The 12,522-nt window shown below is 54.3% G+C and carries 16 protein-coding genes; 10 read left to right on the top strand and 6 right to left on the bottom strand.

Annotation, left to right across the window (positions count from 1 at the left end; translation table 11 throughout):
• Positions 1-41: 41 nt before the first annotated feature.
• Positions 42-935 carry an HNH endonuclease gene (locus DKB71_RS33875; RefSeq protein WP_408602072.1) on the bottom strand — a complete coding sequence of 298 codons (894 nt, stop codon included), beginning with the start codon at positions 933-935 and terminating at the stop codon, positions 42-44.
• Between the two features lie 208 nt (positions 936-1,143).
• On the opposite strand from DKB71_RS33875, the gene DKB71_RS33870 reads away from it, so the two are divergent.
• Complete coding sequence (locus DKB71_RS33870; protein WP_408602071.1) at positions 1,144-1,911, top strand: hypothetical protein; 768 nt, start codon at positions 1,144-1,146, stop codon at positions 1,909-1,911.
• Positions 1,912-2,058: 147 nt separating this feature from the next.
• A complete protein-coding gene (locus DKB71_RS33865; protein WP_408602070.1) occupies positions 2,059-4,248 on the top strand; it encodes a hypothetical protein in 2,190 nt (729 codons plus the stop codon).
• Here the strand turns inward: DKB71_RS33865 and DKB71_RS33860 are convergent.
• From DKB71_RS33860 to DKB71_RS33850, 3 genes are all read right to left on the bottom strand, one after another.
• Positions 4,184-5,035 carry a transglutaminase-like cysteine peptidase gene (locus DKB71_RS33860; protein ID WP_408602069.1) on the bottom strand — a complete coding sequence of 284 codons (852 nt, stop codon included), beginning with the start codon at positions 5,033-5,035 and terminating at the stop codon, positions 4,184-4,186. The two genes, DKB71_RS33865 and DKB71_RS33860, sit on opposite strands and share 65 nt — an antisense overlap.
• Before the next feature lie 338 nt (positions 5,036-5,373).
• Complete coding sequence (locus tag DKB71_RS33855; protein WP_408602068.1) at positions 5,374-6,189, bottom strand: ceramidase domain-containing protein; 816 nt, start codon at positions 6,187-6,189, stop codon at positions 5,374-5,376.
• Between the two features lie 48 nt (positions 6,190-6,237).
• Entirely contained in the window at positions 6,238-6,555 is a 318-nt protein-coding gene (locus tag DKB71_RS33850) for a hypothetical protein (protein ID WP_408602067.1), read from the bottom strand.
• 168 nt (positions 6,556-6,723) lie between these two features.
• On the opposite strand from DKB71_RS33850, the gene DKB71_RS33845 reads away from it, so the two are divergent.
• The 5 genes from DKB71_RS33845 (at position 6,724) to DKB71_RS33825 (ending at position 9,528) form a co-directional block, all read left to right on the top strand.
• Positions 6,724-7,305 carry a hypothetical protein gene (locus DKB71_RS33845; protein ID WP_408602066.1) on the top strand — a complete coding sequence of 194 codons (582 nt, stop codon included), beginning with the start codon at positions 6,724-6,726 and terminating at the stop codon, positions 7,303-7,305.
• Positions 7,302-7,640 carry a hypothetical protein gene (locus DKB71_RS33840; protein WP_408602065.1) on the top strand — a complete coding sequence of 113 codons (339 nt, stop codon included), beginning with the start codon at positions 7,302-7,304 and terminating at the stop codon, positions 7,638-7,640. Before DKB71_RS33845 ends, DKB71_RS33840 begins: the two co-directional genes overlap by 4 nt.
• A 127-nt stretch (positions 7,641-7,767) precedes the next feature.
• Positions 7,768-8,439 carry a hypothetical protein gene (locus tag DKB71_RS33835; RefSeq protein ID WP_408602064.1) on the top strand — a complete coding sequence of 224 codons (672 nt, stop codon included), beginning with the start codon at positions 7,768-7,770 and terminating at the stop codon, positions 8,437-8,439.
• Between the two features lie 175 nt (positions 8,440-8,614).
• Positions 8,615-8,911, top strand: coding sequence for a hypothetical protein (locus tag DKB71_RS33830; RefSeq protein WP_408602063.1), 297 nt, complete (start codon positions 8,615-8,617; stop codon positions 8,909-8,911).
• 122 nt (positions 8,912-9,033) lie between these two features.
• On the top strand, positions 9,034-9,528 hold the full coding sequence (locus tag DKB71_RS33825) for a hypothetical protein (RefSeq protein WP_408602062.1): 495 nt from the start codon (positions 9,034-9,036) through the stop codon (positions 9,526-9,528).
• Between the two features lie 39 nt (positions 9,529-9,567).
• Here the strand turns inward: DKB71_RS33825 and DKB71_RS33820 are convergent, their stop codons facing one another.
• Complete coding sequence (locus DKB71_RS33820; RefSeq protein WP_408602061.1) at positions 9,568-10,740, bottom strand: AAA family ATPase; 1,173 nt, start codon at positions 10,738-10,740, stop codon at positions 9,568-9,570.
• A gap of 198 nt (positions 10,741-10,938) precedes the next feature.
• Here DKB71_RS33820 and DKB71_RS33815 point away from each other — a divergent pair, with 198 nt between their 5' ends.
• Positions 10,939-11,250 carry a hypothetical protein gene (locus tag DKB71_RS33815; RefSeq protein WP_408602060.1) on the top strand — a complete coding sequence of 104 codons (312 nt, stop codon included), beginning with the start codon at positions 10,939-10,941 and terminating at the stop codon, positions 11,248-11,250.
• Positions 11,251-11,288: 38 nt separating this feature from the next.
• Here DKB71_RS33815 and DKB71_RS33810 read toward each other — a convergent pair whose 3' ends face one another.
• The gene (locus DKB71_RS33810) at positions 11,289-11,693 is read right to left on the bottom strand and encodes a hypothetical protein (protein WP_408602059.1); all 405 of its coding nucleotides are present in this window, start codon (positions 11,691-11,693) and stop codon (positions 11,289-11,291) included.
• A gap of 76 nt (positions 11,694-11,769) precedes the next feature.
• Between DKB71_RS33810 and DKB71_RS33805 the strand changes: the two genes are divergently transcribed.
• Entirely contained in the window at positions 11,770-11,934 is a 165-nt protein-coding gene (locus tag DKB71_RS33805) for a hypothetical protein (RefSeq protein WP_408602058.1), read from the top strand.
• Between the two features lie 24 nt (positions 11,935-11,958).
• A complete protein-coding gene (locus DKB71_RS33800) occupies positions 11,959-12,378 on the top strand; it encodes a hypothetical protein (RefSeq protein WP_408602057.1) in 420 nt (139 codons plus the stop codon).
• The last annotated feature ends 144 nt before the right edge of the window (positions 12,379-12,522 follow it).

Below are 12,522 nucleotides of genomic sequence, written 5' to 3'. Positions count from 1 at the left end.
GCTCGGCCCTGGAGTAGCTTTATCGGTCACTTGGCCATCCCTCAATACCCCATCTTCGCTAAGCCCTCCAGCAGCAGCTCCCGCAACCTATCCCTTTCCATGCCAAAGTGTGCTTCCCGGTGATGAGCAGGGCAGAGCGCCATGACGTTGCTTTCCAAATCGGGCCCTCCCTCGCTTAAGGGGATCACGTGGTGCGACTCCAGGAAGTATTCGCCGCCAATGGTCTTAAAGCCTTTCTGGCCACAGTGTTCGCAATCTCCGTTTGAACGCTGCATCACTGCCTGGCGAACCTTTGGGTCTCGTCGACAAACCGTTCCGTTGATCTCATACGTGTCCGGCCTGTCTGAGCCAATGAACTGATCCACGACGCCCACGCTGTAGGTTTCCTCCGTAGGCGCCGGCAGCACGAGTTGTTGTACGGAGTCCTCGACCTTGCGCGGCCCACGGACGATGTCGAATTCCATTGAGTCTTGGTCAAACCGGCCAACATGCCAGAGTTCGTCGTCAAGTTGCCGATACTTAACGCTATCAGTGGCGTCCTCTGACTTTTGCGGGTCTGGAGCTACGATGGCCACATGCAGGTTCTGCTCTTCTCGATGAGCTTGAAATAGGATAGCAGCCAGCTTCTTGGCTGATTGTGCTCGCTTTGGGGCCCCTTCAGCTTTGTAACGATGAAATTCATCCCACGGTGCGATGGTGTAAGTGATACCTGCCTCGGTTACACGCATTTTCTTGTGCCACAGAAGCACCAAGCTGAGCTGGCCAGGATATTCAAACGCCCAATTGTGCACCCGGTTCTGGTTGGTACTGGGATTTTTAACCACCGAACCGTCCTGATTGACCCCCCAGGGAGTGATGTCGTGCCCACAGGCCTCAACAACGTCGATCACATTTTCGGTTTTGGTTGGATACAAAGCTTTGAGCACAGAGTCCATTGCAGGCCTCACTGAAAGTAATGGCATTAGACTATCATGGCGATGCTCGCCATGGGAGGCCCCGTTCCGGGGAAGGTGCGACCTCTCTCGAATCCTCTTGGCCTGGCCAGGCTGCACAGTGAATAATGGGAGATCAACGCCGGGGAAAGTCCCCAGAATCGTTCCGAGGTTTTCGATGCCAGTAGGTCACAGAGTCGTTTCTTTCAGCATGCAGGATCTCAAGGCGCAGACCCTTGAAATGCGCTGGCCGGTGGATCTGACCATCGGATCGGTCAATACCGGTGGCGCCGGTCGCGGCGGTTTCTTCCTGGGCACCGACCTGAACTTCCTCCAGTACTACGTCGAGGGCACTGACGACAAGGACGTGATCCTGGACTACAGCTACGACGAAGCCGACATCATCTCCGGCGAGTCTTCCGGCAGCAACGAAGTCTACGTGGCCAAGGGCACCCTGGTGGGCGCTCGCTTTTACGAAGACGAGCTCCAGCAGAAGTTTGGACACCTGCTTAATCCAGCTTCGATCCAGGAACGCCGCGAGCGCAACCGTGGCGAGTGCCTCAAAGACATCGCGTTTCCGCAAGAATACTCCCTGATCCGGGCGATGAGCACCGAAGTAAAGCACCTGTTCCCTATGGACTACGCCTACATAGCGGTGTACCGCACATTGCCGCGCCTTGCAAAGCGGGTGCTCAACGACTACGAAGAGGGCAATCAGGCCCGCAGCCCCGAAGAACGCATGCTTCGGATGACCTTGGATCACGCCGTGACGACCGCCATCTACGAATGTGAGCCGCAACACGTAACCATGGCCCGCGTGCCGGCCTCCAAGATCTTTAAAGCGACCAACGAAGGAGAGTTCTTCTACGATGCCGAGACGCCTACAGCGGTGATCACCCTGTTCGAGATTGACGCACAAGGTGTAGTGTCGATTCCGCCAGCACCAAAGCGCGAACTGGACGACTCACCGTCCCCGTAATGCCCCGTGGCGCACCTGTCAATTTTTGACAATTGTTAGATAATTAAGAATACTCCAGGCCTGATTTTAACCACCAGGCCTGGATTCCCTCCGCTGTAACAACGGGGGCGGCGCTCACGCGTACCGGGCTTGCCAGTCGAGCAACCCATGCGCATCCCACTCGAGCAAACCGATCTCCAGCACTTCCTTTCTCGGATCACTCCTAAGCTCCAGGCTTCCTGGCCTGCAGAGCAGTTGCCGGCTGGCCCGTTTGAGGATGCCGTAGCCAAGTTCTTTGGGTATGACGATCATTTCACGCTGCTTGATTGCGTAGGGGAGTGGTCGGCCTTCGAGGATTCTCCGATAAGCCGCGCTGGTCTACAGGAGGCCATCCTCTGGAACGCTTTCGCTGCGGGTCTATTGAGCTATTTCAAACTGCTGGAGATCTTCCCGTCAGACGACCTGAAGTACCTCGCGGCTGACCGGTTTACCAATGAGGGTCGTAAAGAAGCCCTGGAAGAGGCGCAGGGGAGTCGGACTACCAACGGTATGTTCTACATCCAGGACGAATACGGTTACTACGTCGGGCAAGGTCTGTTTGGTAACTGGATCAAGGAAACCCCCGAGCTGCTGGATGCCGGCGCACCACCTTTCGAACTGGCCCTTTTGAGCGATGGTCGCGGGTTCACCTTTGATCGACTGCGCAAGAAATTCAAGCTGCTACCCAAAGACCTGGATGACAAACTCGTTGACCTGCCGGGTTACCGCAAGCTGACCAAAGACAAGCGAAGGCTCAAGTTCTTCAGGGAACATCTGATTCCAGAAGCATTTACAGGCCTACTGGAGGCGGTAAGCGGCTACGACAAACACCGAGAAGGGATCCAGCTCCTGAACATCGGTGGGGCATACCGCATTTTCAATGATCCACTTGGCGGCATGATCCCCTACAAGTTCCAGCGTGACTCTGACCGCATCCACCAGGCCAAGCTGATGATTATGCTCGGTCAGCCAGTTCACTTTGAGGAGGGCTTCAGCGATACAGGTGATGATGGTTGCAGAACAGAGCTAGCGCCGGCAAAGATCGAGGGCTGCAAGATAAGCTCTAGCGCTCATGATTTGCAGTTGATCAACTACATGACTGGATCAGATGAGCCACCGGCTGAGTCCCTGCTACCACCCGAGGACACATTCGTTGAGTATGGCCAGACCTACATCCGCAACAATGCCTGGATGAACAAGTCGAACGTGCCTGCCGTGCTCCATGACCTTGTCGCAGACTTCACCGACAAGCCAACCAAAGACACCCAGGAGTCATTCCCTGCCTGGTCTAAGGCGTTTCATGAGCATTTGTTGGCACAGATCGATGCTAGAGCGAAACAGGCTGAGAACGCGGTTGTGGAGGCTTACAGCGACGGCTTGCTCGTTAAGCTGGCTTTGGCGCTGAGCCAATACTCATCGGTCAACCTCAATGAACACGTTAAAGCCCAGATGCTGGATAACTCAGGGGTTTCTGGCGACTTTGATCCGGACAGCAGGCTCATGGAGGAAAACCATAGCCAAAGGAATTGTCAGCGAGTGGGGGATCTGATTGCTCCTATGCTCCCGCAATTCAGTATGTTCACCCCGCAAACCCTTGGCTGGATGTACTACTTCAATGCCAACCAGCATCCGAACGCTTACCGTGCAAACCTGGGCGATGATCAACTTGGGCCAGAGCGGGTGCCGTCGTACTTGTGCAGCCTGATCTTTGCTCTGAACCGGCTTTCAGCTGGCAGGGAAGTGACTAGGTCAGATCACCCCTCAATGAGGGATGTGATGCTTTGCGTCGAACAGCTACTGATCCTGATGGATGCCACGAAGGCGGGTGAGGCGCTCACTCCGGTGCAGGTTGAATTGCTTGAAACCATGAACATCACCGAAATCCACGATGAGGTTTCCGGGTTCTTCAAGGCGCTTGAAAGCCAAAGGAAGAATGTATCTGAGCTGAATTCTTTCCGCGAGAAGCGTGCACAGATGGATGCCATCCGGGCCGAAGGGATCTACCAGTACGTACACAATCCAGTTTCGAGGGAAGATACAGGCTCGCTCACCTCGATGTTCCGCTCTGGCAGGAAGGTCGGTGGCACCTTCTTCGCCACGCAAACCATGGCTGATTTTGGGAAGTCCAAAAATCCTCTCGCCGATGCCAAGAAAACCCTACTGCCTGGCAACAAGCGGACTCAGAAGCTCGCGAGAATTGTCGCTGCACGCCCGAGGAAACCCGATCTTGCAGCACTAGGGAAGACGATTATCTCTAGCATCCGCCAAAGCTTGGGCCGAACTCACATCGGTCGACCTTCGTCCTCTCGGGGGAGATAGGTGCCTTTTGAGACAGCAAATCCGCCCTGAGATGCTGGCCAATGTCGCTGGAAGACTTGAGCTCACCGGTCGATAGCATGGACATATCCAAGGGCTTGCCGTCGTTGTTCGAGGCCAGGTTTGCACTTCGCTGTTCGCCAGCGACTTTGGTCATGACGGTTTGCCACTTGGATAAACGCTCAGGCCCGGCCATCAGGGTGTCATCGTTGGGCATGTAGAGCCCAGAGTCATTGAAAGCGTAAACCGGCGTCAGGTCAGTGCGGTTGGAGAGGGTGGAGATGTTCTTGGCGATGTTGTCCAGGATTAGAGGATCACCGCCCGGCTTGCCGGTGACGGCCAGCACCATGTGCGGATCCTTGAACTGGTTTGATCTGACGTAAACGATCTTGAGCTTACTTTCATCCAGCCCAAGCTCTTTCAGAGCGTAGTATTTCGAGATGGCAAAGTCTTCGCAGTCACCGGCGCCTTTGGCCAAGGTCTCGCTAGGAGTTGCCCAGTAGTCCTTTTTGCCCCAGGCCGCACGGTCGGTCTGGTAGAGGATCTGATCGTTGAAAAACCGATTCACAGCCTTGAGCTTGCCACTGGGCGGCAACTCGGCGGCATTCGAAATCATGGTTTCATAGGCAAGCTTGCGGGTGACCTCGGATGAAGCCTTCGCTCCGTAGAACAACTGATCTGAACGCCCAATACTTGCCGTCGCCGGTTGGTTACCTGGAAAACTGACTTCAGGGCTGGCTTTCGCCGGAGCTACGGGCGGCGTTTGCGCCAAGGCAGGAATTGAGGACATGGCCAACGCAGCCGTCAACAGACACGCTACGCCCCGAGCCTTAAGCTCAGGCCTTGTTTGGATCACCACGGCGCTGGTAACGCCCAGCTTCCGCAGAATGGTCGAAGACCATGATGAGCATGGCTGCACCGATACCCCCTTTGCTTGGGAGCAGCGAGTCCTTGTCCCTGATGAAGCTTGAACTGACTCTACCGCTGCTCACTGGCAATTTTCTTTTAGTATTGCTGTGGAGCAGCGGGGGATAGAAGCTTTAAATCTCCTTGCGACCGTCTAGATTGCCTGCTTGAGGCTTGCAGGCCGGCCAACATAGCTGAGTAACCGACCTTGCATGACCAGGGTTAGCGAGTTGTCCTGGCTGCCATTTCCTGCCTGAAGTCACGCTTGAGGTGCACGTACACCACATAGGCGCCCAGGGCCGCGATCATGTGCTTAATCGAGTGGCCACTCAGGTAGAGGAATACCTCATAGATCGCGCCATCCCAGTGTTCACACACCTTCGCCAAGGCGTAATAAGTGATCACCAGCCAGACGGTTTTTGACTTCAAAAACTCTGCCTTGGTCTTGCTGATGAGGATCGGCACCAAAACGATAGGCAGGAACTGCACAAGGACATAGGGGCGAAGGTCGCCGTGGCCGTTTGCCTCGGTGTACCACCAGTAACAGACCGATGCAGCACCCAGCAGCAGTAGCGGCGCCAGCAGTGCTTTTGCCAAGGTCATGCTCGCGTGGTAACCAATGACCATGCAGAAAAAGGCCATGAACGAGATGGTCATGGGTAGCCTGTCCCAGACCAAGGTCAGGTTGGTCGGGTTGTAGTGGTAGTACGCCGAGCCGAAGCCGGTCAGCAGGATACCGATGAAGAACGTCGTAAACAGGGGCGTTGCCTCATCTGCAGCGATAACCCCGGCCCGGCGCTTCTTCACGAAGTAGGTCAGCACCAGGCCGCAGATACCCAGCGACACAAACGGCAGATTCGAGGCGACGTTCCAGAAGTTGTCGACTCCCAGCAAGTGTCGGTGATCCACAAACAGGTGATAGGCCGGATCCTGACTGATCGCCGGCACAAAGAACAGAACCACGAAAGACAGCAGCGCCACGCTGGCCATGAGCAGGCCCTTGTAGGTGCTGACACTGAATTTATCGGGTAGGGGCATGATAGAGCCTTGAGGATGTGGTGATGACAGGGGGGAGGGAGGGCGCCGTCATGCCGGCGTGTACCCGCGCTCTTTGAGGGTCGCAACCAACTGATTCACGAAGTCTCCGTGACTTTTGCGGTCGCCGTTGCATGGCCAGTCTTCGTGGTCGGTCATGATGACTGCGAACACTAGCAGGACGTCATTTCTTGGGTAAGTGTCAAGGTTGCCGGTTGTGCTGCCTTCAACCTCTTTGACGGTGTTCGCCATGTCGCGCTGTATAAGTTCGGTTTTAACTTCTTCCCACAAGCTGAGCGCCTGCTCATCATCAAGGATGACTGACAGCTGCCTTAGAGCGAGGGCCTGCATGGTGATCTTACCGGACATGCTGAATTCCTTGGAGGTTTGGGTGGATATCACTTTAACATGGTGCGATATGGCCATCAATCAATAGGCATGAATTGACAGTGCGTGCAGTCAGCTTATAGGCTTCGTGCTCCAAACCGCGCCCTACGCGCACAACCCCCTCAAATCACCTGTGAGATCGGCGCTGAAATGAAAAAATTCATGGCCTTTTGGTCAACCGTGCAACGCTTTAAGGCCCTGCTGACCGTAGGCATTCTAGTGCTCATTCCGTTCGTGAACATCCTGGCAACGTGGTGCTACGCCGGCTCCAAACTTGATCAGTCTGTCGCTCTGAAAAAGCGTATGAAGGACAACCTGACCGTAGGCCTGCCTGCATTCGATAAACACACGAAGCAGATCTGGCTAACCTGGCTGGCTGAGACCATCTTGGTTGTGATCTTCACGGTGGTGACGATTTTCATGAACCGCTGGGTGGTTTCGACCTGGCCAGACGCCTTCGATGCAGACTGGATTGTGGCCTGGCATGCCTTCCGCTGGCTCGAGATGGCCACCACAGGCATCGCGACGTCGTTTATCACCTCGTCACTGATCCTGAAGGTCAACGGCATCTACGTGATTCATCGCAATTTCGACCCTGAGTACATGGAAGAGCCGAACGAGGATTACATTCGTCGTCGCAACGATGCCATCGAAAAGCGCAAGCAAGCTGAAGCTGCTGAAGCCGCAGCAAACCCACCTGCACCTGTTGAAACCAAGCTATGGACAGAATGAGTTACGAAGGTTTCTACATCGACAAGCACTCATCGTGCTGGATCTTGCACCATGATGACTACGACCACGGCTTAGCATCAGGTAAGACCAAGCGGGAATGTTTACGGTATCTGGCCAGGCTCTTGCTCGTAAGGGATCAGGACATCTTGGAGGAGGCCTATCAGGACAAGATGCGTGAAGCGGGAGAGGACTACAGTCGGCACGAGTCCCTCGACGCCCTGATTCATGAGGCTTCGCACAACAGCAAAAACTTCATCGAGGTGCTACGGCCTGAGTTGAAAAAGCGATTCGAGGCAAGCGGACGGTCAACGTTCACTGTCGAGGTCGATGAATAACGTTCGGTTCGAATAGCCAGAGGCCGGGGATAACACCTCCGGCCTTTTTTTCCCTTCAAAGATATGGAGATAATTGACGGGAAGAGGGCAACGCGTGACCATGGGCCACGACCACAAGGAGCTTTCTATGCGTCTCAGCCTCAAAACTGTGGGGATTATCGGCTTTAGTTTCATCGCCGGCGCCACCTGTCATTCCCTGTTTCAGAGCCACACCGCCAAGGCTGAAACCGAACACGCCCAGCTCTTGACCAGTGAAGGCCTGCAGAAGCAGGTGCGTTTGCTGACAAACATCAAGTCCAACCCGTCCGCGTTGGCCGGCGCCATCTCGGCATTGATGGTGAACGTCGACGGTCGACGGGAAGAGGGCGAGCTGGCGTTCGTTGAGGCGACCTTCGGTAAAGCCACTTTTACTGTTCCAGGACAACCGCTGCCCGGCCAGAAGTCACTGATTGCACCAGAGCTAACCGCAAGGCTTGGTGAACTCGACCAGGTGCAGATGCGCCAGGCCTATGACTGGTACTCCGGCGTGCTGCAGCAGTACTCAGCCACGACCAAGGAGCCACTGTCGATCAAGGATGTTGGTTACGCTGTAGGGGCGCTGGTGTACCTCACCAAGGAGGCGTCACAGGCCAACAGCCATGAGTTGCTCAGCGATCTGACCAAGGCCTGGGTTGAGCAGGACTTTCAGCTCAAAGATCCAGAGGCTAACCGTCTTGACCGACGAATCCGCGAAACCATCGGGGCGGCTTACGCTTTCGGGGGCAAGTATATTGGGAACGAGGCCAAGCAAAACCCATAGGCCCGGCCAGCGCCAGCGTTATTACTTTGACGCTGGCTACCTTGTTGATTCGTTACGCATCGGGAAGTTCGATTTTGGAATAGGTCTGATAGCCATTTCGATGAACAAATCGACGTCAATGAACTGCCACTACAGCTACCATTTCCTGTTTAGGATCTGCAAAAGGTTGGCTGTCATGGGCACTGCAAAAACAATGGCAAAAGTCCCGAATTTTATGGTTTGCAATTCGATGGCTGACTGCCAGGCGCTTGCGAAACTAAGCGGCTTTGTTGTGGATGAGGTCATCAACCGAGATGGCAATGATTTAACAATGAAACGGCGATTTTCAGTGCTGAGTGTGAAGCCCCCAATAGGCTCTCTTCAACCTGTGGGTACTCATATCAGCATCGAGCGACCAGCCACTCCAGCTGATCTGGCCGTTAAAGATCCTGACCGATTCAAGGATGCCGGGAAGGTGAACAGAAATCACTAGAAGCGTAATACAAAGCTACTGATTTTAAGTTGTTTTGCAGATATTTGGTTATTGCTGTATGCTTTGGAGCTTTGCGGCAAAAGCAGGCGATTTAGACTTAATTTATAAGCTAAGGATGCTTAATGAAACATAAGGTCGACCCAAGTGGGTGCATAAAATTTTGTGAGTCAATGGGGTGGCCAATAATAGAAGGCTCCCAAAAAATAGCGGGCTGGAACTCGCCTGCAGGCTTTAACCTATTATCCCCAAAGGGATATAAAGTTCGCGCATTTTTCTTTGATTCGCCACGGGATTCAGATAAAAACGATTGGTTGATGAAGGCTGTTGCAAATCACTGTCTCCATGATCGCTGGGAGAGAGCGGTTTTGTTTTACAACGACAGTATTAGTGTTTCAACTGATAACGGGAAATCTGCCACATATGTTGGTGTTCTCCATATAACCAAGTCTGGTGCTTGGATCCCAATGTTCGTCAGCCGTTCGATGGCTACCATTGATGCTGTATTTGAAATAAACGACAAGTATTTATCAGAACCGAACAATGGGTTCCCACCGGATGACAACAAGCTTGCTGCCAGTCTATTTAATCAGTATGTAACACAAGACATTCGCACTTAGAAGTTTTTAATGGGCGGGCCCGAGCAGGCCCGCTTCAGATTACTTTATTCTGCGCTTCACCGGGTTAGCGTTTTCAACGATGTATTCGACTGTCGCCGCTTCCGATGGTACCGGCACTTCCCAGCGAAACAGCATCTTGGTGATGTCCTTGTTGCGCAGAGAGGTGTCACGCTTGGTGTTCCTGGCGTAGATCACGTCCTCGGGGTGCTCCAGGTACACAATGCGCACATCAGCATGGTAGCCGTGCAGCAGATCCAGGGTTTTCGTTCGCATCTGGTTGCTCAGGTGCGTCGAGTTCCACACGAATGGCTTGCCGGCCCGCAGCAACTCTTTGGCCATGTCGAAAGCATGATGGGCAACCATTCCTTCGTTCTTGCCGTGGGCTAGCCCCAACTCGTCGCGGGCATCGTCGAAAGAGATGACCGGCAGCCCTGGTGCGTTCTTCTCCACCCAGGTGTTCTTGCCGCTGGCGGGCATCCCCGACATCACGATCACCTTCGAGCCAACCTTCTCGCGGAAGAGGGCGTACTCTGGCTGCACGTTGGCGCCGGCGAAGTAGCGTTGACGCGTGTACGGGTCGGCAAACTGCACCGGCCCATTCAAAGCACCTAACTCCTCAGCGAGCAGACGAAACACCTCGATCTCATCCAGCACCGCCTGCTTGCCGTGATAGGTACGACCGACAATGTCGGCGGTGGCCACGGCGCAGAGCATCCAAATCGGAAGCTCCCAGGACAGCTTGGCGATAGTGAACTCAGGTGGGGTGCCACGACGGTCGCCAGACAGCGCAAAGAACGGCACCTGATGCACGCTGATGATTCGGCAGATGGTTTCGCGCATATCGAAAGGCACGCCGGCACGCCAAAGCAGAATGCGAGCGTCAATGGCACCGCGTCGTGAGTGGCCTGGCTGGCTGATCTTTCCGCTCACTTCGTCAATGACGGTGGTGTCTGGCTTGGAAATATCATGCAGCAAGCCTGCGTAGAACAGCACAAAGCGATCTATGATAGACGCATCGGCGTATGGCTGGCTGTTGACCAGCGCCACGCACACCATCTTGGTATGCGTCCACACGTCACCTTCGGCATGAAACACCGGGTCTTGAGGGGTGGTGGCCAGAGGCGCCAGCAGTGGAATCACTTCCAGGAGTCGCTTGAAATTGATTTCGGCGCCGGGTGCGGGCACCAGTTCGGTAAGCAGTGAATAGTCCATTTCGTCACCTAAAGAGTAGAAGGCAACGCTGTTGCCAATCAACGAATTATCCCACAAAGGCCATTAAATGGCCAGTCTTGGCTCCGTTCGAAGTCCTGATAATTCACATGAATTGACGGCTTCGCCAGCTATGGCGATACTGCCGTCTGAAAATCATTCTGATATCACCTACAGGTCTCTAGAGGAAACGGAGTACACATGGGAAAAACTGACCGCTTTGCATCGTTCGGGCCCTTGCTACGGGCTTACGTAATGGATCAAGCGAATGGATGTCGTCCGGAAGGGCGAGAGGTCGATTCGATAACAATGAACAGACATTGCGGTGATTTTTGGACAGTGAAAGTCACCTACAAGGACAGACCTGATGCGAAACCACGCAAGGGGAACTGGCTAGTAAAAGCCGGCCTGGACGCTGCGACATTCGACATTTATGTTGAGGAGGTGGTTGGCTGGTCGTGGATTCAAACACAGCTGCAGATCAAGGCGCTGAACGAAAAGGCAAGCGCGTAGGGGGGAGAAGGGAGTACCGAAGTACTCCTTCACTCAATTTAGGCTACCTGTTGCTGATCAGACAGCTCCATAACCTCGGCCATGGCTTCCGGTACCGGCGTCGTTCCACTCAACACGCGGCTGACCGTGTCCTGGCTTCCGCCCAGCATTCTCAGGCGGCAGGCCAACAGGTTTTGCGGAAAGCACGAGCAGTCTCGGCTGGATAACACCAACTGCTCCAGGATGTAACGAATCTGGTTGCGCGTGTCTTTCGGCGCCAACGCTGCATTCAGCCCGGCTCTGGCCGAGGTGTAGCATGCGCTGCGTTCTGCGGAGAGGGTGGCCTGCATCTTACGGCCAACGCTAAAGAAATGAGTGGTACCGCTGAGCCACTTGAAATAGACGCAACGCCAGTAGCCCTGGTAAAGCATCCATACAGCCTGGTCGCGTTGAATATCGGTCAAAATATGGCTCCTATGCCTGTGATCAGGCGCAAAGCATAGCATTTCCAACTCATTACGACGATTTAAAGGGGTAAAAATGACACAGCCAACGAAGGGTATACCGCCAGAGATGCGCCCTCTGATCGACGATCTCCAATATCGCCAGGAGCTGCATGATCGGATCTTTCACTCCGACATCTACACCTTGGCCAAGCCTGAGCGGCTGAAGCACCTGGTGCTGCACCAGTGCAAGTACATCTAACGCATCTACGGCGCCGCCCAGGACTTGACCTTCAACGACAACCTGAAGCTGATCAAGGCCCAGAGCATCGACGGTTTCATTGTGGTGATGTCCATGATGAATGTCTGCAACGCGCTGATCATGGATCACCTGAGGTTCACCCCGATGGGCGTTCAGGAATGCCTGGACGAAGGGATCAAATCGATGGGGCAGCTGGCCAAGGTCGTCGAGGACATTGATCACATGGCCTCAAACTCGCCGCTGACCATGATCCGGAACGAGTGCCTGAACCTGCTCAACGTCTTTCTCAACCTGCTCGTCATCACTGGCGAAACCGTTGAAACGATTACCACGCTGGCACTTGAGCGCTTAGTGCAGATCGAGAAGTTCAACGCCCACTATGAGCGGCACGAACTTGAGATTCAACGCCTGATGCAAGTCATTGATGATGTCGCGGAAGCCTGATTCTAGAGCTTATCGAGAGAGTCGGATCTCCGCCAACGGCGGCTACGCTTGGCTCTTGATGGCGCTTTTGCTGGCAAACAAATATCAAGAATTGACATTGCGCAAATTGTTGCGATAATTCGCCACCTACCAGCGATGCCACCG

This window comes from Pseudomonas sp. PLMAX (assembly GCF_046042685.1).
In the GTDB taxonomy this organism is placed as follows: domain Bacteria; phylum Pseudomonadota; class Gammaproteobacteria; order Pseudomonadales; family Pseudomonadaceae; genus Aquipseudomonas; species Aquipseudomonas putida_AE.
This window is presented reverse-complemented; position numbering and strand designations above follow the sequence as displayed.